The following is a 22,756-nucleotide window of genomic DNA, read 5'->3' as shown; positions in this document are numbered from 1 at the left end:
TTAGCCTTCGAGCAACCGATGTTTCAATTGTGAAGGCACCGCATCAAGTCCTTCCGATTTTAGCAGTTCTAAGAAGCGGTTGTCTGCTAGTAATGTCCGCAGGGCCTCTACGACGAACAGCAGCTTGCCTTGCGTCACTTCAGCCTTCTTGACGAGCACCTTTTGCCTGGAGGCTTCCAGTTGGTAGGCGCGCACGATTGCCTCGCTGGTGATGGGGCGTTGTCGCTCATGGCGGCCAAAAGCATGACCGCGTAATTGTCCGCCCCGCCGATTCCGTGTTTGCAGCAGCCGCCGCAGAGCAACTAACTTTTTGCCTCTGATCTTGTTCTTGGTGTAGGCTTCAATAAGGGCCGTTTGCGCGCCGTCCTCGTCAACGCGTGCGATTTCAACTGCAAGACTGAGCGGTAAAACGCCGACTTCGACGGCGGTTAATAACCGATCCTCGCCCTTTTCCAGAAGGCCGACAATCATACCAATATATTCAGGCGTAACTCCAATCTTGTCGGCAATTTCACGGTCACTATAGCCAATTTCACGAAGCTTAAGCACATCCTGCAACAGATCGATTGTCCGATGCTGACGCCGGGCGCAGTTTTCGACCAGGCTCATGATCAAACGCTCATGGAGGCTCGCTTCAACGATGATTGCAGGAATATGCGTCTCGCCGAGTTCTTTATATGCTTCTATACGTCCCTGCCCACAGACGAGGTCATATTCGCTGGATTCGTCAGCTAGTCCACGTGCCACTGTTATCGGACGCTTTAAGCCAACCTTGCTTATGCTGTCGACGATTTGCTGAAATTTCCGCTTGTCTCTGAAACGGGGATTTAGAATGCGAATTTGAGCAATGGGTATGACCTCAATATCCTTCCAGGAGGCAATGAGTGCGTCTTCGATCATGCGACGTTCTCCAACTTTGCCGGCATCGCGAGTTGATAAAAGAAGTCGAGTGAATCGAACCGGTAGGCGTCCAGAGAAAATGGATTGCGTTCGGCCAAGCGGAGCTTCAGTAGGGTCATGTCGATGGAGGGGAGCAGATAGTAGTCAAGGGTGGATTGATTTGTCCCATCCATCCGCACCACCAAGGTTATGTCGGGCGCGAGGCCTGTATCTAGTCGAACTTTCCAACGAAGGGCACCGCTGGGAAGTGCAAATGAACGCGAAAGAACGATAGAAACCGAATACTGACCGTTGATTTCTATCAATTCAGTCGCTGGATCGTAAGCGACCGATGCGCCGACAGTCTTGAGGTCATTGATGAGACTGGAAATGATCTCGGGATGGCGGCGGCGTAGCTCTTGATTGATTTCGATGTAACGATGGTCACGACCCGGATCGTATTCGATCAATGCATAGGCTCGATAGAGGCTACCGAAACGACGTCTGTAGATTGAACTCGATGGCATCGAATCCATCTCATCAATTATTATACCGGAGAGGCGACCTTCGCTTGTTAGTAAAGCACGTAGTCTCTCCAAGAGTTCAGTATCGGTTATGTGTTTATGTCGAGCTTCTATAATCGATATCGCGCGCAAGAACGTGCCGGAATCGACTAGCGGGGTAAAGGCACCTTCGGCGCGCACCCAAGCCTCAGGCTTATTCCTGACCCGTTGTTTCTTAAGCTTGTATGAAATGCGGTTGTAGACGTTATTACCTACGTATTTTTCATTGGTCAGAATTTGATGAATCGAGCTCCTTCGCCAAGCGCGGCCCAAATCGGATAGGATGCCTTCGGAATTTAAAAGATCGGCTATGTAGTGTTCGGTCTTTTGATCGTTAACAAATAGGCTGAAAATTCTTCGGACGGTTTCGACTTCTTTAGGCGGTCCAGGCACGAGAATGACACGGTCCGTTTGAAGGCTCTTTCGCTGTCCCGCTTGAAGTTCGCCCTTTGGATTGCCATGCTCATCGACGAGCTGGCGTCTGAGGCCAAAGCCAGGTGCGCCGCCCTGGCGGTAACCAAGTTCGATTAATCGGCATTGGCCAGCGAATACCTTGACTGAGAGCTCTCGGCTGTATTCACCGGCCATTACCCTTTTGACCGTTTTTAGCAGATTTGAACCGATACTCCCGTCATTCTCAAATTGTTCCGCGCAATAGTGAACCCTAATACCGGCGCGAGAGCACAGGTATTCATAATAAGCGCTTTCGTCCGCGTCTTGGAAACGCCCCCATCTGCTGACGTCATAGGCGAGAATAGCGGTAAAATTGGCTTGACCGGATCGAACATCGTTCATCAAGCTTTTTAGTGCTTCTCGACCATCAAGACGAAGGCCACTTCGACCTGAATCTTCGTATGTCCGCACAATTTCGAAGCTGCGATCGTTGGCGTATTTACGGATCGCCTCGAGCTGGTTCTCTGTTGAATATTTCTGATGGTCCGTCGACATCCGCACATAGGCTGCGGCGGGTTCCGGAACGCTTTCGTCATCCCCTGACACGACCATTGGCTAAATCCGTTTAATGGTGTCCACGTCGGATTGTGTTAAAAGCGACATCACTCCGCTCGTATGATTTTAAGAGCACCAACTCTACGAAGCGGAGAAAGAAATGTCGTTTCCTAAGAAGGGTAAGTTCTTTCCATTCAGTGATGAAAATGTTGGACCGGTCATCGACGAATTGAGCTATCCAATGGTGATCTCGCTCGCCTTAAAGCGCTCAATTGGAGAATCACACAGTGCGATAAAAACGGCGGCAAAGTGGACTGGGGCCAACGAACGCACAGTGAAAAACTGGTTCCGAGGGAAGTATGGCCCCAGTGGTGAACATTTGATGTCTTTGGCTAATCACTGCGATGAAGTCATGGAGGCAATGATGTTGCTAGCCGGTAGGAAAACCCTGTTGTTGGGCATGAATCTGCAAGACTTGGAAACGCGACTGGAACTGGCTTTAAAGATCGTGCGCAGCTTTGCTGATGACGAAGCCAGTGGTGAAAAATCGAACACAAAAGCCCATAACTAGGGCGATATAGCTATCGATAGCGCCTGGACCTGAACCTTGAACTCTGTTCACTTGGAAGTGGCGTAAGTGTGCCGTCAGGTCAGCGCAATCGCGGGCCCGTCATCACAATCGCATGAAAATAAGGGGAAAAAGCCAGGATATTTCAATCGTTTACGTGGATTCGGAGGGCAGCACTCTATCCAGCTGAGCTACGGGTGCTGATACAAGGCGTCAGCCTTACATGCGCGAAGCGTTTCTAGCCGATGCGGGCCAAGGCTTCAATGACGAATTTTGCTTTGTCTTCGTTGCCACATGGGGGCCGGCTTGAGGTCACGCAGTATTAGGCCCTAACTCCTGTCCCAATCCAAATAGTAGTCGATGGGATACTCCGGCCACCGCTGATGCCCCCCTAACTGATTAATTGTCCGATGTCATGGCGAGGCGTAAAATATAGGCGCGGGTATAACAATAAGGCACTGGGGCCATGAAAAAAACTCGAGACTACTATGATGATGACAGCAGAGACGCGCGCTCGTTCCTGGTAAAGGTATGTGACTACGGCGTGGCGATACTGCTTCTGGCAGGTCTTTTCTATTCGACATTTCTCGACGTGCAGGGCCGGTTCAAGCCGAGCAATGCGGAAATCGTCGCAGCGCGGCAGTCGAAGATCGCCAGCGAGCACGCCAAGCTCGAGGCGCCTGTCACCATCGTCGAATAAGCCGACAGAATTTCCCCTGCGGGAGCCGGCCCCGGTCATGAAACCGGGAACGGCTTGTTATGCCCTGGACTTATTCGATGTCGAAGGAGACGCCCTGGGCAAGCGGCAGGGCCGTCGAATAGTTCACCGTATTGGTCGCGCGGCGCATATAGGCCTTCCATGCGTCCGAACCCGATTCGCGGCCGCCGCCGGTTTCCTTTTCGCCGCCGAACGCGCCACCGATTTCCGCCCCTGACGTGCCGATGTTGACATTGGCGATGCCGCAGTCCGAGCCGTCGGCGCTGAGGAAGCGCTCTGCCTCCTGCAGGTTCAGCGTGAAGATCGAGGAGGAGAGGCCGGCGCCAACCGCATTGTGGTCGGCGATCGCTGCGTCGAAATCATCATATTTCATGACATAGAGGATCGGCGCGAAGGTTTCTTCGAGAACCGGGCCTGCCTGCTTGGGCATTTCGACGAGGGCAGGACGGACATAATAGGCATTGGCATGGCCGTTTTCGATGCGGTTGCCGCCGGTGACCTTGCCGCCATGGTCGCGTGCTTCGCCAAGGGCGTTCTGCATGTTGTCATAGGCGCCCTTATCGATCAGCGGGCCAACCAGGGCCGAAGTCTCGAGCGGGCTGCCGACGCTGACGCTCTCATAGGCCTTCTTCAGGCGCGGCACCAAGGCGTCATAGACGCTCTCGTGAACGAAAAGGCGGCGCAGGGTGGTGCAGCGCTGACCGGCCGTGCCCATGGCGCCGAAAGCGATGGCGCGCAGCGCCATATCGAGATCGGCCGAGGGGCAGACGATGCCGGCATTGTTGCCGCCGAGTTCGAGGATCGAGCGGGCAAAACGTTTTGCAAGACGAGGACCGACCTCGCGACCCATCCGCGTGGAACCGGTTGCCGAAACGAGCGCAACCTTCCGGTTGTCGACGAGGGCTTCACCGATCGTGCGGTCGCCCATCAGCGTCTGCGACAGGCCGGCCGGAACCTCGCCGAAACGGGCTGCGGCACGCTCGAAGATGGCCGCGCAGGCGAGAGCGGTGAGCGGGGTCTTCTCCGACGGCTTCCACACGACGGCATTGCCGCAGACGAGGGCCAGTGCCGTATTCCACGACCAGACGGCGACCGGGAAGTTGAAGGCCGAAATCACGCCGACGACGCCGAGCGGGTGCCAGGTTTCCATCATGCGGTGGCCGGGGCGCTCGGTGGCAATGGTGAGACCGTAAAGCTGGCGCGAAAGACCGACAGCGAAATCGCAGATGTCTATCATCTCCTGCACTTCGCCGAGACCTTCGGAGGGGATCTTTCCGGCTTCGATCGAAACCAGGCGGCCGAGTTCGTTCTTCAGGGCGCGCAGTTCCTCACCGAACAGACGGACAAGTTCGCCGCGCTTCGGAGCGGGGACAAGGCGCCATTCGCGGAATGCGGCATCGGCCTTGTCGATGATCTTTGCGGCGTCGTCGGCCGAGTGGACGGCAATGTCGGCGATCTTCTCGCCCGTGACCGGGCTGAACGATGGCATCGCGCCGCCTGTATAGGCGGCCTCGGCGACGCCGAGCTTGGAAAGGAGGGTCTTTACTTCTTGAGCAATGGTCATCTTGCTTCCCTTAATTTGTCTTTCTGCCGGGCTGGCAGAGATATTGGATGCGTGACGGGCTTTTGCCAGCCATGTTCGAGGGTCAGCCACCTTAGCAGGTCCTGACCCCAAGTTTTAGTTTCTCAATCTACAAGTGCGACTGGCTGGAGATTGCGGCGGCAGCGGGCGATCGACGCCTTCTCAAGGCCTTCGTAATGGGCGAATTCGTCGAGGACCGGCATGCCGAGATGGGCTTCAAACTCCTGCTGGCTCGGGCTTGCCGCAAATTTCTGCGCACCGTTATCGCCAAGGTTCGACTGGAAAATGCCGGCGGCGCTTACCGGGAGGAAGTCTTCATAGACGATCGGATCGAAAACGACTGCGCCCATGGCGACCAGCGTTTCGAGGCTCGCCGGCTCGCGCGCCGAAAGCGCTGCCCGGGGGAACCCTTCAACGGGCGTATACCGGAAATAGCCGAGGCCCTGCTGACGGATCGTGTTCCAATCGTCCGGGAAGGCTTTGAAGGCTTCGCTGAGGGCGGCGATGTAGGCGGCCGCGTTCGAACCGTCGGGAGCAGGACGCACAACCTCTCGTGCCTGCGCAAGCAGCCGATCATAGAGCGCGCGGCCCTTCGGCGTCAGCGCGACTCCGCGCTGTTCGATTTCGCCAAAGCGGGCAGTGTGCGAACCCTTTGCCCACGTGCCCTCTTCATCCCGGAACGACACCGCTTCCTCGAGGGCTTTGAATGAGGTCTGCCGCAGGAGGATGGGGCACTCTCGGGTGGGCGGGCCCTCGATAACGGCCTTGGGCGCGATGCCGTGGGCCGGCATCAGCTTCTGGACGGCATCGATGTCGAGCGTGCGCGGGGTCAGATGATTGATATGCGGTCCTTTGAACGACACGACGTCGGCGATCAGCCGGTGCGCATCGTGCAGGCGGCGGTAGAGGTCGCTGCTGACGCTGGCCTGGTCGTGCCAGCGGAACGTCTCGAGGATTTCCTTGACGAACAGGGCGGCGTCCGCAGCGTCGAGGCCGCCCGCAGCTTCAGCCTTTTCGATCAGGAGAATCGCCTTGTCCGTGAATATCTGGCGCGCTGCGAGGGTCTTGCGCGCTTCCTCCCGCAATGCGCCGTCGTCGATCAGATCGAGGCGCAGGAGCGAAGTGAATACGCGGAATGGATTGATTTTCAGCGCTTCGTCACCGACAGGCCGAAAAGCGGTCGAATGGACCGGCACGCCGGCTTCGCTGAGATCGTAATAGCCGACCGGATACATGCCCATGACGGCAAAGGCACGGCGCAGCATGGCAAGTTCGGCAGGGGTTCCGACGCGGATAGCGCCATGCCGCTCCTCAGAGATGCGGTCGAGCGTCTCGGTCTGTTCCAGCCGGTGGCGCAGTTTCGGCGAAGCGGCGAGCGTATCGTCGTTCACCTGCGCCACGAGTTCGAGGAGCGTTCCATAGGCGGGAACCTCGGTCCTGTACATGGTCGACATCGCTGTCGAAAAGGATGCGCGGATCACGTCCGTTGAGGTAAACGTGGCTGAATTCATAACTCTGCTTCCGTTATTGTTTGCGACGGCAATTTCTTTCCGTTCATGCATGTTATGGATTATAGAGTGGTCACCGGCCTGCGGATTGCGAAGAATCAAACTGGGTTAATGCGAGATTGGAATGAAGTTAAGCCGCCGATTGATCCCGGATATCGACATATTGCAAACGTTCGAATGCGCGGCGCGCCATGGCAGCTTCACGCAGGCGGCCAAAGAGCTTTCCCTGACCCAGAGCGCGGTGAGCCGCCAGATGAGCGAACTCGAAAGCCAGATCGGCGTGCTGCTGTTCGAGCGCGTTCGCCAGCGCGTGGTGCTTTCCGAGGCAGGGCAGAAATTCCTGCCAGAGGTGCGGCATCTGCTTGGTCTTACCGAGGAGACGATGTTGCGAGCCATGGCCGCCTCGCAATCCGCCTCGTCGCTGAGCATCGCCACGCTGCCGACCTTCGGCAGCCGCTGGCTCATGCCGCGCCTTCCGGATTTCGTGCGCAGGAACCCGGAAATGGCACTGAGCGTGGCCTCACGCTCACGGCCCTTCGATTTCGAGGATGAGCCGTTCGATCTCGCCATCCATTACGGCCAGCCGGTATGGGCGCATGCCACTTGCACCTATCTGTGCAGCGAGTTGATCGTACCGGTGGGCAGTCCCGAACTCTGCACGGCCAACCCGATCAGGGCAGCGGCCGAACTTGCCGATGCGCCGCTTTTGCATATTTCGACGCGGCCGAAATCCTGGGCCTCCTGGTTCGAAGCGGCGCAGGTGAGCGTCGCGAGCCCCTATAAGGGCCACCGGTTCGAACATTTTTCCATGGTCATCGAGGCTGCGCTTGCCGGGCTCGGATTTGCGCTCCTGCCGCGCTATCTGATCGAACAGGAGCTTGCATCCGGCCGGCTCATCGTCCTCTTCGATCAGCCCTTGCGGACGGAAAACAGCTACTACCTCGTCGTGCCGGACCACAAGAAGGAAAATCCGCTGATGCAGAGCTTCGTCACCTGGATCGCCGAGCAGGTGTCCGAACGCGCGGGCCCCGGTCATTCGCTCACCGCATAATGTCTTCGAAGAATTTCACTTCTGGTTGCAAGATTGCGCTTTATAACCACCATAGGTAATTGTGCCGCGCCCCCTCGGCCGACTGTTCAGGTGATCCCATGCTCAATGACGAACGCTCCCACGGCTTGTGGGAAAAGACCGCCCCGCCTGCGCCTCGCACGGATGCTTTGCGCGGCGATATTTCGGTCGATGTCGCGGTCATCGGCGCGGGCTTCACCGGCCTCTCTGCCGCCCTCCACCTTGCCGATGTCGGCACCAAGGTTGCAGTCGTCGATGCCGTGGAGATCGGCTTCGGCGGCTCGGGCCGTAATGTCGGCCTCGTCAATGCCGGCATGTGGGTGATGCCGAATGACCTGCCGGGCGTTCTCGGGCAAGTCCACGGCGAAAGGCTGCTTGAACTTCTGGGTAATGCGCCGCAATCGGTGTTCAACCTCGTCGACCGTTTCGAGATCGATTGCGAACTCGAACGCAATGGTACGCTGCACTGCGCCGTCGGCGATGATGGCGTGAAACAACTCGAACAGCGGGCCGAGCAATGGCTGGCGCGCGGCGCAGCCGTGCGGCTGCTGAACGCCGCCGAAACCGCCGCAAAGGTCGGCTCGACCGCCTATGCCGCATCGCTTCTCGATAGCCGGGCGGGTACGATCCAGCCCCTCGGCTACGTGCGCGGGCTTGCGCGAGCGGCGCTTTCCAGAGGCGCGGCGATCTATTCGGGTTCTCCCGTTACTGCGACCGAACGGAGCGGCGATCGCTGGCTGGTGCGCACGCCATCGGGCACCGTCTCGGCCGAGTGGATCATCGTTGCAACCAACGCCTATACGACATCGCCGTGGCCGCAATTGCGAGCCGAACTCCTGCATCTGCCCTATTTCAACTTCGCGACCACACCCTTGCCGGAAGACATTCGGAAAACTGTCCTTCCCGAGCGGCAGGGCGGCTGGGATACGAAGGAGATTCTGAGCTCCTTCCGCATGGACAGGGCAGGGCGCCTGGTGTTTGGCAGCGTCGGCGCCCTGCGCGGCACCGGCATGGCCGTGCACAAGGCCTGGGCGGCACGCTCGATCCGCAAGGTTTTTCCGCAGATCAAGAATGTGCAATTCGAAGCCGGCTGGTACGGTCAGATCGGCATGACCAGCGACAGCCTGCCCCGTTTCCACACGCTCGCCCCAAAGATCATCAGTTTCAGCGGTTATAACGGTCGTGGCATCGCGCCCGGGACGGTCTTCGGCCGCATTCTTGCCGAGCACGTTGCAGGCAAGGTCAGCGAAACAGACCTGCCGCTGCCGGTCACCCAGCCGCGGGAGCAGGGTCTTCGCACTGTTCGCGAAGGCTATTACGAAGTCGGTTCGCAACTCGCGCATTTCGTCGGGAACAGGTTTTAGCCATCCGCATTTGCTTGCCATCTTGCGCGTTGCGACATATTCCTAGCGGATGGATAGCAAGAAGCCGACGCGGCCATTCAGACCGAGCGTCTCCGCCAGCATTCTCGCAGCGGTCAGGAACCGCAACAAGCGCTCCACCGGCGCGACCAAGGTCGTGCGCAGCGACCTGCTCATCGCTTCCTACAATGTTCACAAATGCGTCGGCATCGACAAGAAGTTCGATCCGGACCGCATTGCGCACGTCATCAGCGAGATTGGGGCGGATGTCGTCGCCATCCAGGAGGCCGACAAGCGCTTTGGCGAACGCAGCGGCCTTCTCGACCTGGCGCGCCTCGAACGGGAGAACAAGCTGATACCCGTGCCCGTGGCGTCGCTCTATCCGAAAGGCCATGGCTGGCACGGCAATCTGCTGCTGTTTCGCGCCGGCGTCGTCCAGCGCGTACAGCAACTGGTGCTGCCGGGGCTGGAGCCGAGGGGCGCGCTGGTTGCCGATATCGACCTTCAGGCGGGGCCCTTGCGCATTATTGCCGCCCACCTTGGCTTGCTCAAGCACTCGCGCCAGCAGCAGACTGAGGCGATCCTCGATGCGGTGCATGCCGACCCCTCGCGCCCGACGCTCCTGCTCGGCGACCTCAATGAATGGCGCGTCGGCAAGGGATCGTCCCTGCATTTCCTGAAGCCGATCTTCGATCCGGCGAGGAACGCTGTTCCAAGCTTCCCGTCGCGCTTTCCGGTGCTCGCGCTCGACCGGGTCCTCGGCCATCCGCACAGCCTCGTCACGGCGATCGAGGTGCACGACACGCCGCTTGCGCGCGTCGCCTCCGATCACCTTCCGATCAAGGCGCATGTTGATCTCAAGGCCGCGATTGCCGAGACAAACGCCATCAAAGATAGGGCGAACCTAGCCAGATAATCCGGTCGATCAGCCTCGCCCAGAACGAGCGGGCCCGCAGCTTTTGCAGGAGCACTGGTTTCGCTGAGGCGATTGCCGTGTCGATCAGCGCCTCCACTTCGGCAGCGAATGGCGCATCGATGACTTCAAGATCGACCTCGAAATTCAGCCGCAGCGAGCGCGGATCGAGGTTCGACGATCCGACATAGGACCAGGCGCCGTCGATTGCGAGCAGTTTCGAATGGTTGAAGTTGCCCGATGCGCGCCAGATGCGGCAATGGCTCTTCAATATCTGATCGAACTGCGCGGTCATGGCCCGGTCGACCAGCTTGAGATTATTGACCGACGGCACCACGATATCGACCTCGACGCCGCGCCGCGCCGCGGTCACGAGCGCGCTGATCAACTCGCGGTCAGGCAGGAAATAGGGCGACATGATGCGTATGTGTTGCTGTGCGACCGAAAAAGCGCCCATCAGCATGCGATGATTGGCTTCGACGCTCCGATCGGGACCCGACGGCACCACCCGGATAAACACCGGCTCGCCCGGCTGCTTTGCCGGCGGCTCGATGGCCCAGGCCTCGCCGCCAAGGTGCTCACGCGTGGTGAAGCGCCAATCTTCGGCCGCCACGTGGAAAAGATCGGTGACGATCGGCCCTGTCAGCCGGAAGTGGGTGTCGCGCGCATTGTCTTCGCCAAAAATTTCGCGCGAGAAGCCAGCGCGGATATTCATGCCGCCGGTAAAGGCGACCCTGCCGTCGACGACGAGTATTTTCCTGTGGGTGCGAAGGTTGGCATAGGGCAGGCGCAGGCCGATAATGATGTTGCCGTTGAAGACGTCGACCTTGACCCCGTGCTTGGCCAGATAGCCGACGATCGTCGGTATCGAATAGCGCGCGCCGACGGCATCGATAAGCACCCTGACTTCCACCCCGCGCTTCTTTGCGGCAATGAGCGCGTCGGCGAGGCGCAGACCGATCTTGTCGCGGTCGAAAATATAGGTTTCGACGAGGACGCTGCGTTGCGCGCCCTGAATTTCCGCAAGCATGGCATGGTAGGCTTCGTCGCCGCCGTGCAGCATGTCGATGTCGTTTGCCGTGGTGAGCCGACAGCGGCTGACCCTATCGCCCAGCGTCTTCATCGTGGCGAGGCGCTTTTCGAAATGCGCAAGGACATCCTGATCGCGCGCGTGAAAGCGCACGAGCTGATCCTGGCCAATCTCGCGCAGGAATTCGCGCTGCGACGAGATGGTCGAGCGCCGGATGCGATTAATTCCGGCAACGGCATAGATGACGGCGCCAATGACCGGCGAGAGAATGATGACGCCGACCCAGCCAATCGCTGCGCGCACCTCCTCCTTGGTCATCGTCGCATGGATAGCGGCCGGCACACCAAGAAGAACCGAGAGCACGAAAAAGATGTGCGGCCAGTAGGTTGTAATGAAATTAGACATGCGAACGCATCATATCAGGAAATCGAATCCCGACGCGAACGCCATTCGGCCAGCGAGATAGGCTGGTCGGGAATACGAATTTCGAAACTCGTTCCCGCCCCTTCATTGTCACGCAATTCAATTGTTCCCCCATGTGCCCGTACCAGCTCGTGTACGATTGCAAGGCCAAGTCCGGTACCCCCGGAGCGTGCCGATCCCCTGAATGCCCTGAACAAATTCTCCCGCGCCTTGGCGGGAAGGCCTGGCCCCGTGTCCTCGACGCCGATGATCGATGTCGTCCCGATCTGGCCGGCCGTTATTGTCAGCCGCTTGATAATGGCGTCGTCGTCGCGCGTATCGCCGGTCATGGCCTGCACCGAATTGCGGCAGAGGTTGAGAATGATCCGGAAAAACTGATCCGGATCGGCATCGAATTCGAAGGATTCCGGCACGAGATTCTTGAATTCAATACCGGATTTCGCGTCGATGCTGAGCATTTCCTCGACTTCGTTGACGAGCGTGCGCAGCTTCACGCGCCGGCGTTGCGGCGGTGGCTCCTGCGTTCCGCCATAGGCGAGAACCGTCTGTGAATAATTGATGGCGCGGTCGATCGTGCGCACAAGCTTGGGGACAAAGCGCTGGATCGCCGGATCACTGGTATTGGCGAGATGATCGGACATCAGCTGCGCCGAGGCGAGGATATTGCGCATGTCGTGATTGATCTTGGAGACGGCAAGGCCAAGATCAGCGAGATGCTTCTGTTCAGAAAGGGTGCGCTGGAGCTGGCGCTGCATGTCGGCAAGCTCGCGCTGGGCAATGCCGAGTTCGTCCTCGCGGTTCTCGGGCTTGATGATTTTTTGCGGATCATCCGGAGAGCGCGCAAAGGCGAGCATATTGTCGCTCATGCGCTGGATTGGCCGGATCAGCAGACGGCTTATGGCAAGGAAGACGAGACCGGCGGTGATCGCCGAGATGAACAGCGAGATGAGTGCCACATTGCCGGCATAGCGCAGCATGGCATTGCGCAGCGGCCCGTCGGAGGTCAGGAGCTCGATGACCTTGCCGGTGTCGCCGATCGGCCCATAGACGCGAATGATCCGGTTGCCGCCATTGATTACGGTATCGAAGGCGTCGCGAATTACGGTGATCGGGTCGGTCACCGTGATATCGACGTGGCGATCGACCTTCGACGGCATTTCCGCCACGGCCAGCAGGCGCGAGGCGCCTTTTTCGCGCAAGGCGATTGCTTTCGTGCCGGTGGCAAGGAGCACGTCGTCCTGCACTGTGCGCGGAATTTCCTCGCTGTCGTTTGCCGCAAGGACGACGCTCGCGGCGGCGACGGTATTGAGGCGATCCGACAGCCAGCGAATGCGCATGTCAGCCATGGTCGGCACGAAGATCATCACTTCGGCAACGAGGCCGAAGAGCAGGGTGAGCAGCAGCAGCTTGCCCGATAGGCGCTTGAAGACGGGCAAGCGCCGTCCGGCGTGCCGTGTCACGCTCGTTTCGGCAGACATTTGTTCCGGTGCAGCCATTTGATCTCCGTCGTCAGGCGGTGTAAGCCGCCTGACGAATTAGCACAATAATTCACTTAGCCGTTTTTGCCTATTTTGAATCACGGCAACGAATTGACTTCTCGGCATCGGGCCTCTATAAGCCGCGCACGTCCGGGTTGACCGCCCCGGCGGCGTGTTTTTACGCGCTAATGGCGGTCCTGATATGCTCCTGTCAAAGAACAGACCACAAGAAGGGCCGCACACCGCGGTATTTAACAAATGAAGCGTACTTATCAGCCATCCAAGCTTGTCCGCGCACGTCGCCACGGGTTTCGCGCCCGTATGGCTACGGCTGGCGGCCGCAAGGTAATCGCAGCGCGCCGCGCCCGCGGTCGCAAGCGGTTGTCGGCATAAAGGCAAAACCGCGCGACTTGGTGCGGTTGCCAAAGTTGGCACTACACGATGAATGAGCAAAAACCACTCCGCCTTCGCAAGAGAGCGGAGTTTTTGACTGTTCGGAACGGAGAAAAGCGCCGCGGCGCCTACTTCCTGCTCGAGGTCAAGGAGCGCGACGACCAGGCTGGCCCACCGCGCGTCGGTTTCACCGTCACCAAAAAGAACGGCAATGCCGTCATCCGCAATCGCATCAAACGCCGCCTGAAAGAGGCTGTGCGCGTCAATGTTGCTGATGACATGCAGGCGGGAACCGATTATGTGATCGTTGCTCGCCGTGATGCGCTAGACGCGCCGTTCGCGGACCTGACACGGGAACTCTTAAAACGGGTTTCCAGGAAAACACAGACCCGGCGTTCGACAAAGCCCTGATGGCGCACCCGACCCGACCCAAGGACTACAATGGAAACCAATCGTAATTTCTTTATCACCATTGCCTTGTCCATTGTGATCCTGACGCTTTGGCAGGTGTTCTACATGAACCCCAAGATCGAAGCGCAGCGCGAACAGGCCCAGATCGAGGCCACGCGGCAAGGACAGACGCGCGTTGACGGACAGGCGAGCACGCCGGCCGGAACGCCAACCACCGGCACCGCGGCAAACCTGCCGTCGTCGACGCCGGCAACGCCTGGCGCCAATATCCCCGGCCAATCCCAGGATGGCGCCCAGGCCGGCAGCCTGACCCGCGACGCCGCGCTCGGCCAGACCTCCCGCATAAAGATCGATACGCCGAGCCTCGGCGGCTCGATCAGCCTGACCGGCGCACGGCTCGACGACCTGCAGCTCAAGAAGTATCACGAGACCGTTGACGACAACTCGCCGGCCATCCAGCTTCTGAGCCCGGCGCAGATGGCGGACGGGCAATTCGCCGAGATCGGCTTTACCGGCAACGAGTTGACCGGCACGGTCCCTGGGCCGGGCACCGTATGGACGGTCGAGGGCAACAGCACGCTGACGCCGGCAAATCCGGTGACGCTCTCCTTCACCAACGAGAAGGGCCTGACGTTCAAGCGCACCTTCACGGTGGACGACCGTTACATGTTCACGGTCAAGGACACGGTAACCAACAGCACGTCCGCTCCCGTTTCGCTCGCCTCCTATGGCCGCGTTACGCGCTTCTCCAAGCCGCTCCATCCGAGCACCTATGTGCTGCACGAAGGTCCGATCGGCGTGATCGGCGACGAAGGCCTGGTGGAATACAAGTTCGCCGCCATCGAAAAGGCGCGCGAAGTGTCCCCGCCGAAGGCGACGACCGGCGGCTGGATCGGCATTACCGACAAATATTGGGCAGCAACCCTCGTTCCCTCGGCAGCAAAGCCGTTCCAGGCGCGCATGTCGTACTTCGACGACGGACGCCCGCGCTATCAGAGCGACTACCTTTCCGACCCGACGACGATCGAGCCCGGCCAGTCTGCGACGATTGAGAACCTGCTCTTCGCCGGCGCCAAGGAAGTCGGAACGATCAATGCCTATGAAAAGGAACGCAGCATCCGCCAGTTCGATCTCCTGATCGATTGGGGCTGGTTCTATTTCATCACCAAGCCGATGTTCTACCTGATCGACACGCTCTACAAGGCGATCGGCAATTTCGGCATCGCCATCCTCCTCGTCACCGTTATCCTCAAGGGCTTGTTCTTCCCGCTCGCCAACAAGTCCTACGCCTCCATGGCGCGGATGAAGCTGGTGCAGCCGAAGATGACCGAAATTCGCGAGAAATATGCGGATGACAAGGTCAAGCAGCAGCAGGCGCTGATGGAGCTCTACAAGACGGAAAAGATCAATCCGATCGCCGGTTGCTGGCCGATCCTGATCCAGATCCCCGTCTTCTTCGCGCTCTACAAGGTCCTTTACGTGACCATCGAAATGCGCCACGCGCCGTTCTTTGGCTGGATTCAGGACCTTGCCGCGCCCGATCCGACCTCGCTCTTCAACCTCTTCGGGCTTATGCCCTGGGCGGTTCCGGCCTTCCTGATGATCGGCGTCTGGCCGTTGATCATGGGAGTGACCATGTTCCTCCAAATGCGCATGAACCCGACGCCGCCCGATCCGACGCAGCAGATGATTTTCAACTGGATGCCGCTGATCTTCACCTTCATGCTGGCAAGCTTCCCTGCAGGTCTCGTGATCTACTGGGCGTGGAACAACACGCTCTCGATCATCCAGCAAGGCGTCATCATGAAGCGCCAGGGCGTCAAGATCGAGCTCTGGGATAATCTGGCGGGCATGTTCAAGAAGAAACCGAAACCGGCCGAGTAGCGGCCCGAGTTTCGCGAAATTCTTTACATCGGCCGGGCCTGACAGGTCCGGCTGATCTCGTTTCAGCGCCTGGTTTCGCTGGACATTGACGGCAGCCTTACGCAAGCCATGACGCAATAAGGGGTAAAAGCTGTTGCGCCGGTCTGCCCTGCTGTGTTGACAAGGCGAGGATAAACCTTGATGCACACTTCTCAATCCCGCACGCGCAATGGAATGGAATGAACGTGACTGAAGCCGAGGACAGGACAAACGGGTTGATCGAGAGGGGCAGGATGCTCTTCGCGCAGGGCTGGGTATTCATTCGCGGTGTGCCGTCGATGAAATTCCTGCCGCCTGAAGGACCGCTTGAAATCGCGTTCGCCGGCCGCTCCAACGTCGGCAAATCATCCCTTATCAATGCGATCCTCGGCCAGAAGCTGGCGCGCACCTCGAATACGCCCGGCCGTACGCAGGAACTCAACTATTTCGTTCCCGACGGCTATTCGGGCGAGGGCAAGGACCTGCCGCCGATCGCCGTCGTCGATATGCCAGGCTATGGCTTTGCAGAAGCGCCGAAGGAACAGGTCGACGCCTGGACCCGTCTGGTGTTCGACTATCTGCGCGGGCGTTCGACCTTGAAGCGGGTCTATGTGCTGATCGACGCGCGTCACGGCGTCAAGAAAAACGATGCCGAAGTGCTCGATCTTCTCGACCGGGCCGCGGTTTCATACCAGCTTGTTCTCACCAAGATCGACAAGATCAAGGCTGTGGGCGTGCCCCGGTTGATGGAGGAGACGGCGCAGGCCATCAAAAAGCGCGCAGCCGCCTATCCGGAAATCCTGGCGACGTCATCCGAGAAGGGCGCCGGGCTTGATGAGCTGCGCGGTGCAATCGCGCTTTTGCTCGAAGAAAACCAGAAATAAAAGGGCCCCGCACGACCTAGGGCTAGGAGATCGCCGCGGGGCAAGATGCGCAGATGCCGTCTGCGCATTTGAGTGCTGCGGTTTACATTTTTGGCAGCAGCACCTTGTCGATTACATGGATGACGCCGTTCGACTGTTTGACATTGGCGATCGTCACATGAGCAACGGTGCCGTTTTCATCTGTCAATGTCAGGTTCTTGCCCTTGTACTTCGCGGTCCAGACGCAGCCGCCCACGGTCTTCACCGGATGCGCGCCTTCATCATCATCAATCATCTTCATGATCGTCTTTGACGAGGCGTCGGCAGCGACGACATGGCAGGTCAGGATCTTGACCAGCTTGTCCTTGTTTTCAGGCTTCAGCAGCGTCTCGACGGTTCCCTTCGGCAGCGCCGCGAAGGCCTCATTGGTGGGTGCGAACACCGTGAAGGGCCCCTTGCCCTCTAGGGTTTCGACGAGGCCCGCAGCCTTGACGGCAGCGACGAGGGTCGTGTGATCCTTCGAGTTCACCGCATTCTCGATGATGTTCTTGTTTGGATACATGGGCGCACCGCCCACAGTCGGATTCTTGGCGAACGCAGTTCCGGCAATCAGGACCGTGGAAAGTGCGATCAGGCTCAGTGATTTGCGTAACATCTCTATCTCCACTGTTGCATTGCCTCTCTTGAGAGGTCGGTGGAGATACGGGAGTGCTGACGGCAAAGTTTCAGCGGTGGGATATTTTTTCAGATTGCGCGGATCGTACCAGTTGCGACGACTGCCCCGGTGGGGGCTCCGCTTGGCGAACCGCCAAGCGGTTCGACCGAAATGGCAAGCGTCGTACCGTCACGCAGTTTGGCGACCAAACCCTGCGGGACATTGAATTCGGTGACCTGCGGCGATTTCATCAGCCCGAGTGAGACTGGCGCTTCATTCCCGGCAATCAGCCAGAGTTCGAGCGAACGGTCTGAGGGCATGTCACCGGCAACCAGGCTCACTTTCAGGCGCTTTGTCTGCTCGTCATAAACTGCGACTGTGCGAACCTTGCTGTTGTCAGCAGCCATGGATGCCACCAGCTGCGCCGGCGCGGGACGCTGCAAAATAAGGTCGCGCCCGAAACCGATCATCGCCAGCAACAGGGCGGCGAGTGCAAGCCCGCGCCAGAATACGAGGCTGGTCCATAGCGGCATCGCCGGCGCCGGCGCATCGGTTCCGAACAGGCGATGATCGATCTGGGACTTGATATGGTGCGGCGGCGAAACCGGCGTGAACCCCTCATCGAGTGCGCTGAAATATTCCTGCCACCGGGTGACAAGGCGGGCGAATACCGGGTCCGTTTCGATGCGGCGCGCGGCGTCGCGGCGCTCCTCTTCGGGCAGCACGCCCAACACATATTCGGCGGCAACGAGATCGTCGCCGTCCGGAACAGTGTCATCGGGTGGTGTCGCGCTCATCCTTCCAGGCATTCCTTCAGTTTCAAAAGGCTGCGTCGCAGCCAGGTTCGCATTGTATTCAACGGCACTTTATGACGCTGCGCGAGCAACTCGTAGCTGTCGCCATTAAGGTAAGCGCCGCGCACGGCCGCCGCACGTGGAGCGTCGAGTTGGTCGAGGCAATCCCCAAGGCGGCGCGCCTCTCCCGTCGCAATGGCGGATTGTTCGGGATCGGCGGAAGGCTCGGCGATATCCGATGCCTCGTCGAGATCCTCCGTTCGGCCTTTGCGCGCCCGCAGGCGGTCGATGCAGTGGTTCCTGGCAACGGCGACGAGCCAAGAAATCGGGCTGGTGCCAGCGACAGCAAACCGGTCCGCCTTGTTCCAGATCTTGACGTAGATGTCCTGCAGCGCGTCTTCGGCCTCCGTGCGGTTACCCAAGACACGCAGGCACACGCCGAAAAGTTTCGCGCTCGTCGAAGCATAGAGCGCATCGAAAGCCGCCCGGTCCCGCAGGGAGACGCGTGAGATCAGTTCCGATATGCCTTCGGGCGTCATGTGAAGGGCGTTTCCAACTGCTGGTTGCATGATTTAAATCCGGCGGTGCGGCACACTGTCAATGGCTTCGGGCAAAAACCTTGGCGGCGAGCCGAAATCATGTTTGCCCGGGATCGCCTTTGGCGCTAAGAACCCCACGACCTTCCAAAAGCCGGAGCCCGCGCATGTCCCTGATGCCCGACGACCAAACCGCCGAAATCCAGGCAAATCTGCTTTCGGCTGCTCTTCCCTATATGCAGCGCTATGAAAACAAGACCGTCGTCGTGAAATATGGCGGCCATGCCATGGGCGATGCCGCGCTGGGCAAGGCGTTTGCGCGGGACATAGCCTTGCTGAAACAATCGGGCATCAATCCCATCGTTGTTCATGGCGGCGGACCGCAAATTGCTTCGATGCTGGCGCGCATGGGGATCGAATCGAAGTTTGAAGGCGGATTGCGCGTCACCGACGAAAAGACCCTCGAGATTGTCGAGATGGTCCTTGCGGGCTCGATCAACAAGGAGATCGTGGCGCTCATCAATGCCGAAGGCGAATGGGCAATCGGCCTGTGCGGCAAGGACGGCAACATGGTCTTCGCCGAGAAGGCCAAGAAGACCGTTATCGATCCCGACTCCAACATTGAAAAAATCGTCGATCTGGGCTTCGTCGGCGAACCGGTGGAGATCGACCGCACGCTGCTCGACCTTCTGGCGCGCTCCGAGATGATCCCGGTGATCGCACCCGTTGCCCCGGGACGCGACGGGCATACCTATAACATCAATGCGGATACTTTCGCGGGAGCCATCGCCGGCGCGCTGAAAGCCTCGCGCCTTCTGTTCCTCACCGATGTTCCGGGCGTGCTTGACGCCAACAAGGAGCTTATCAAGGAGCTTTCGGTCGGCCAGGCGCGCGCGCTCATCAAGGATGGCACCATTTCGGGCGGGATGATTCCCAAGGTCGAAACTTGCATCGACGCAATAACACGCGGCGTCGAAGGCGTCGTCATCCTTAATGGCAAGACGCCGCATTCGGTTCTGCTCGAACTTTTCACCGAGCGCGGCGCCGGCACGCTGATCGTTCCCTGATCACCGCTTCAGGTGTTCGAGCGGGATCTTTCCCGGCCCCTTGATGTTCTGCAGGACGAGTTGGGTGTGCACGTCGCGCACGCCTTTCAGCCGCATCAGCCGATGCATGACGAAATCGTTGAGATCGTCGACCGTCGGTACCATGACATGCAGCAGAAAATCGTATTCGCCGGTCATGGTCCAGCATGACGAAACTTCGTCCATGCGCTCTATCTCTCCGACGAAGCGCTCGGGCGAGTCGTCGCTGTGCGTATTGAGCCGCACCTGGATGAACACTTCGACCATGAGCCCGATGGCGCGGCGGTCTATCGTCGCTGCGAAACCCTTGATCACGCCGCTCTCCTGGAGATGCTCGAAACGCCGCGCGCACGGCGTCGCGGACAGCCCGATCATCTGCGCCAGATCAGTGATGGCAACCCGGCCATTGGCCTGGAGGATCTGCAGCATTTTGATCTCGAACTCATTCAATTGAGGTGATGTCACCCGATTTCCTCCAAAAAAGATCAAGTTTCACCTTATAGCATGCGTTTTTGAGATGATTAGGTCAAATTCTCTCCTATCCTCAGGGTATCCTGCACGTCATGGTTCCATGGTGGAGGAGAAAATCATGACGATCAGTGTTGAAGCCTATGCGCGCGAATGCGCTGAGCTGGGTCTGCGCGGCGACTATACGGCGTGCAACGCCGACTTCACGATCGAACAGCAATATGACTATTCGGACGAAGACCAGGAGGTATGGCGCTCCCTGTGCGATCGCCAGACGAAGCTGACGGAAAAGCTTGCGCATCGCAGCTATCTCGACGGCGTGGAAGCGCTCGGCCTACTGGATCGCATCCCGGATTTCCATGAAGTCAGTGACCGGCTGCGCAAGTTGACCGGCTGGGAAATCGTAGCGGTCCCTGGCCTCATCCCCAACGAGCCCTTCTTCGATCATCTCGCCAACAAGCGTTTTCCCGTCACCAACTGGCTGCGCAAGAAGAAGGAACTCGATTACATCGTCGAACCAGACATGTTTCACGATTTCTTCGGCCACGTGCCTATCCTGAGCCAACCCGTATTTGCCGATTTCATGCAGCTATACGGGGTCAAGGGTGGAGCAGCGTCGCGGATGGGCGGCGAGCAACTGGCCGCTCGTCTCTACTGGTACACCGCCGAGTTCGGCTTGATGCAGGAGGAAGGCGCCCCGGTTAAGGCCTTCGGCGCGGGGCTGATGTCGTCTTTCAGCGAGTTGCAGTTCGCGGTGACGAGTGCCGATGCGCACCACGTCCCCTTCGACATCGAAACGGTTATGCGGACGGGATATGAGATAGACAAGTTCCAGCGGGCCTATTTCGTACTGCCGTCGTTCGCCGCCCTTCGCGATGCTTTCGAGACGGCGGACATGCCGGCGCTGATTGCGCGGTGGAAGGAGGCAGAACCGCTTGACCCCGCCATGGTCTGATGGGAGCGCCGCGTTCAGGCGATGTTCTTGACAGGCGAGCGGACGCTGACGCAATTGCGGCCGCGACGTTTGGCATCGTAAAGACGCCGGTCGGCTGTCCGGAAGTGTTCCTTGACCGTACCGGCGGCAACGCCTGCTACGCCGCCGATGCTGACACTGAGCGGAACCTCCGCGCCTTCGGCCGATTTCAATGCATGGCTGCAGACCTCGGCGCGAATGCATTCGGCTACGCCGCGTACCTCGGTTTCATCCGCCGTCGCGAGGAATATGGCGAACTCCTCGCCCCCGATACGGCCGGCGCAGTCATCTTCACCGATACACCGCGATATGCACTGTGCGATTGCAATGAGCGCAGCGTCACCGGTGTGATGGCCATGGTTATCGTTGATCTTCTTGAAGTGGTCGGCATCGACAATCAGCAAGGAGCCCGGTCCCTGCCTGCGCAAAGCCTCCATCCGCTCGAAGAACGTTTCGCGGTTGAGAAGCCCGGTCATGTTGTCGCGCAGGGATGCCTCGAATAGACGGACGTTCGTTGTCTCGAGTTCCTGCATGATTCGATTGAGGTCGGTTAGGGCTTGTCGCAACTTTTCCGATTGGCGCAGGCACAGGTAGATTATGGGCGGAGTGATCAGCAGCGGACAGAGGATGGCAATGAGGCGCGCAGGCCCATCTGACATATGGACCGCCTCGCGGATCGCGTTGGTAATCACGACGCAGGAGGCAGTCATGACAATGGTTACCAATATGCACTTGAAAATGACTTTGGACATCGTTTCTCTGGAAAATGCATGAAACAAGAAATTGGGAAAATGCAGGCGAGCGATAAATCTAAAATCGGTCGTAGTTGCGACCATTTTCGTCTATTGATGAGACGCACTAATAAAATCGATGCATGAGCAGCGCAGATAAATAGCGGAAACCCTAACGGATGACAAACCAGCCTGATCCATTAAACTTTGCGCATATAACGGACTGGGTCTTCGATCTGGACAACACGCTATACCCGCATCATTCCAATCTCTTTTCGCAGATTGATGTCAAGATGACGGGCTATGTCGCTGATCTGCTGAAGCTTTCGCATACGGATGCACGCGATCTCCAGAAGCGATTTTACAAGGAATACGGCACGACGCTCAAAGGCTTGATGGACCGCTACGATATCGATCCCGATGATTTTCTGCAGAAGGTCCACGACATCGATTATTCCTGGCTGGTGCCCGACCCGTCGCTTTCCACGGCGATCAAGCAGTTACCGGGACGGAAATTCATCTTCACCAATGGCGACCGGGGCCACGCTGAACGCGCAGCGCGCCAGCTCGGTGTGCTCGAGCAGTTCGATGACATTTTCGACATCAGGGCAGCGGAGCTGACACCCAAACCGGCGCGCGAGACGTACGATCGGTTCCTGGCAATGCACAAGATCGACGCCGCCAGCTGCGTCATGTTCGAGGATCTGGCGCGCAACCTCGTCGTGCCGAAGGCGCTCGGCATGACCACGGTCCTCATCGTTCCGCATAATTTCGAACCGACCTATTCCGAGATATGGGAGCGGGATCCTGGCAACACCGACCACGTCGATTACGTGACCGATGAACTTGCCGCATTCCTCGACGCGATCCTGCCAAGGCAGGTCAAGAGGAGCGAGCCGGTCTGA

Annotated in this window: 23 protein-coding genes; 12 read left to right on the top strand and 11 right to left on the bottom strand. The window is 58.7% G+C overall.

Annotated features, from left to right (window positions below; genetic code table 11):
- Together BM074_RS04520 and BM074_RS04515 are read right to left on the bottom strand one after the other, a co-directional pair.
- Positions 1–900 (bottom strand): plasmid partitioning protein RepB C-terminal domain-containing protein, encoded by a 900-nt coding sequence (locus tag BM074_RS04520; protein WP_091920009.1) that lies wholly within the window; start codon positions 898–900, stop codon positions 1–3.
- Entirely contained in the window at positions 897–2,447 is a 1,551-nt protein-coding gene (locus BM074_RS04515) for a recombinase family protein (RefSeq protein ID WP_091920007.1), read from the bottom strand. The genes BM074_RS04520 and BM074_RS04515 overlap by 4 nt, the downstream gene beginning before the upstream one ends.
- A 103-nt stretch (positions 2,448–2,550) precedes the next feature.
- On the opposite strand from BM074_RS04515, the gene BM074_RS04510 reads away from it, so the two are divergent.
- Together BM074_RS04510 and BM074_RS04505 are read left to right on the top strand one after the other, a co-directional pair.
- The gene (locus BM074_RS04510) at positions 2,551–2,961 is read left to right on the top strand and encodes a hypothetical protein (RefSeq protein ID WP_091920005.1); all 411 of its coding nucleotides are present in this window, start codon (positions 2,551–2,553) and stop codon (positions 2,959–2,961) included.
- Positions 2,962–3,424: 463 nt separating this feature from the next.
- Entirely contained in the window at positions 3,425–3,658 is a 234-nt protein-coding gene (locus BM074_RS04505) for a hypothetical protein (RefSeq protein WP_091920004.1), read from the top strand.
- Positions 3,659–3,728: 70 nt separating this feature from the next.
- Here BM074_RS04505 and BM074_RS04500 read toward each other — a convergent pair whose 3' ends face one another.
- Positions 3,729–5,240, bottom strand: a complete 1,512-nt coding sequence (locus BM074_RS04500) for an L-piperidine-6-carboxylate dehydrogenase (protein WP_091920002.1) — start codon at positions 5,238–5,240, stop codon at positions 3,729–3,731.
- Positions 5,241–5,362: 122 nt separating this feature from the next.
- Positions 5,363–6,769: a 2-oxoadipate dioxygenase/decarboxylase HglS gene (locus BM074_RS04495; protein ID WP_091920000.1), complete on the bottom strand. Its 1,407-nt coding sequence runs from the start codon at positions 6,767–6,769 to the stop codon at positions 5,363–5,365.
- A 121-nt stretch (positions 6,770–6,890) separates the two neighbouring features.
- Here BM074_RS04495 and BM074_RS04490 point away from each other — a divergent pair, with 121 nt between their 5' ends.
- From BM074_RS04490 to BM074_RS04480, 3 genes are all read left to right on the top strand, one after another.
- Complete coding sequence (locus tag BM074_RS04490) at positions 6,891–7,817, top strand: LysR family transcriptional regulator (RefSeq protein ID WP_091919999.1); 927 nt, start codon at positions 6,891–6,893, stop codon at positions 7,815–7,817.
- A gap of 98 nt (positions 7,818–7,915) precedes the next feature.
- The gene (locus BM074_RS04485) at positions 7,916–9,199 is read left to right on the top strand and encodes an NAD(P)/FAD-dependent oxidoreductase (RefSeq protein ID WP_091919997.1); all 1,284 of its coding nucleotides are present in this window, start codon (positions 7,916–7,918) and stop codon (positions 9,197–9,199) included.
- A 49-nt stretch (positions 9,200–9,248) separates the two neighbouring features.
- Positions 9,249–10,112, top strand: coding sequence for an endonuclease/exonuclease/phosphatase family protein (locus BM074_RS04480; protein ID WP_091919996.1), 864 nt, complete (start codon positions 9,249–9,251; stop codon positions 10,110–10,112).
- Here the strand turns inward: BM074_RS04480 and BM074_RS04475 are convergent.
- Both BM074_RS04475 and BM074_RS04470 read right to left on the bottom strand, forming a co-directional pair.
- Positions 10,084–11,544, bottom strand: a complete 1,461-nt coding sequence (locus BM074_RS04475; RefSeq protein ID WP_091919995.1) for a phospholipase D-like domain-containing protein — start codon at positions 11,542–11,544, stop codon at positions 10,084–10,086. The two genes, BM074_RS04480 and BM074_RS04475, sit on opposite strands and share 29 nt — an antisense overlap.
- Before the next feature lie 14 nt (positions 11,545–11,558).
- Entirely contained in the window at positions 11,559–13,040 is a 1,482-nt protein-coding gene (locus tag BM074_RS04470) for a sensor histidine kinase (RefSeq protein ID WP_244532772.1), read from the bottom strand.
- 258 nt (positions 13,041–13,298) lie between these two features.
- Between BM074_RS04470 and rpmH the strand changes: the two genes are divergently transcribed.
- The 4 genes from rpmH (at position 13,299) to yihA (ending at position 16,630) form a co-directional block, all read left to right on the top strand.
- Entirely contained in the window at positions 13,299–13,433 is a 135-nt protein-coding gene (gene rpmH / locus BM074_RS04465; RefSeq protein ID WP_040853797.1) for a 50S ribosomal protein L34, read from the top strand.
- Positions 13,434–13,481: 48 nt separating this feature from the next.
- Entirely contained in the window at positions 13,482–13,844 is a 363-nt protein-coding gene (rnpA, locus tag BM074_RS04460) for a ribonuclease P protein component (protein ID WP_091919991.1), read from the top strand.
- Between the two features lie 30 nt (positions 13,845–13,874).
- Entirely contained in the window at positions 13,875–15,728 is a 1,854-nt protein-coding gene (gene yidC, locus BM074_RS04455; protein WP_091919990.1) for a membrane protein insertase YidC, read from the top strand.
- Positions 15,729–15,946: 218 nt separating this feature from the next.
- Complete coding sequence (gene yihA / locus BM074_RS04450; protein WP_091919989.1) at positions 15,947–16,630, top strand: ribosome biogenesis GTP-binding protein YihA/YsxC; 684 nt, start codon at positions 15,947–15,949, stop codon at positions 16,628–16,630.
- Positions 16,631–16,712: 82 nt separating this feature from the next.
- Here yihA and BM074_RS04445 read toward each other — a convergent pair whose 3' ends face one another.
- From BM074_RS04445 to BM074_RS04435, 3 genes are all read right to left on the bottom strand, one after another.
- Positions 16,713–17,264 (bottom strand): fasciclin domain-containing protein, encoded by a 552-nt coding sequence (locus tag BM074_RS04445; RefSeq protein ID WP_091919988.1) that lies wholly within the window; start codon positions 17,262–17,264, stop codon positions 16,713–16,715.
- An 89-nt stretch (positions 17,265–17,353) separates the two neighbouring features.
- Positions 17,354–18,061: an anti-sigma factor gene (locus tag BM074_RS04440; RefSeq protein ID WP_091919987.1), complete on the bottom strand. Its 708-nt coding sequence runs from the start codon at positions 18,059–18,061 to the stop codon at positions 17,354–17,356.
- Positions 18,058–18,597 carry a sigma-70 family RNA polymerase sigma factor gene (locus BM074_RS04435; protein ID WP_091919986.1) on the bottom strand — a complete coding sequence of 180 codons (540 nt, stop codon included), beginning with the start codon at positions 18,595–18,597 and terminating at the stop codon, positions 18,058–18,060. The genes BM074_RS04440 and BM074_RS04435 overlap by 4 nt, the downstream gene beginning before the upstream one ends.
- 164 nt (positions 18,598–18,761) lie before the next feature.
- Between BM074_RS04435 and argB the strand changes: the two genes are divergently transcribed.
- On the top strand, positions 18,762–19,661 hold the full coding sequence (gene argB, locus BM074_RS04430; RefSeq protein WP_228017206.1) for an acetylglutamate kinase: 900 nt from the start codon (positions 18,762–18,764) through the stop codon (positions 19,659–19,661).
- Here argB and BM074_RS04425 read toward each other — a convergent pair whose 3' ends face one another.
- Complete coding sequence (locus BM074_RS04425) at positions 19,662–20,144, bottom strand: Lrp/AsnC family transcriptional regulator (RefSeq protein WP_091919985.1); 483 nt, start codon at positions 20,142–20,144, stop codon at positions 19,662–19,664.
- A gap of 124 nt (positions 20,145–20,268) precedes the next feature.
- Here BM074_RS04425 and phhA point away from each other — a divergent pair, with 124 nt between their 5' ends.
- The gene (gene phhA / locus BM074_RS04420) at positions 20,269–21,102 is read left to right on the top strand and encodes a phenylalanine 4-monooxygenase (RefSeq protein ID WP_175498890.1); all 834 of its coding nucleotides are present in this window, start codon (positions 20,269–20,271) and stop codon (positions 21,100–21,102) included.
- 14 nt (positions 21,103–21,116) lie between these two features.
- Here phhA and BM074_RS04415 read toward each other — a convergent pair whose 3' ends face one another.
- Entirely contained in the window at positions 21,117–21,872 is a 756-nt protein-coding gene (locus tag BM074_RS04415) for a GGDEF domain-containing protein (protein ID WP_027230507.1), read from the bottom strand.
- A gap of 158 nt (positions 21,873–22,030) precedes the next feature.
- On the opposite strand from BM074_RS04415, the gene BM074_RS04410 reads away from it, so the two are divergent.
- Positions 22,031–22,756, top strand: coding sequence for a pyrimidine 5'-nucleotidase (locus BM074_RS04410; protein WP_027230506.1), 726 nt, complete (start codon positions 22,031–22,033; stop codon positions 22,754–22,756).

It is taken from the genome of Phyllobacterium sp. CL33Tsu, assembly GCF_900113985.1.
GTDB lineage: Bacteria > Pseudomonadota > Alphaproteobacteria > Rhizobiales > Rhizobiaceae > Phyllobacterium > Phyllobacterium pellucidum.
Note: the sequence above shows the minus strand (reverse complement) of the source record. Positions and strands in the feature narration are given on the sequence as shown.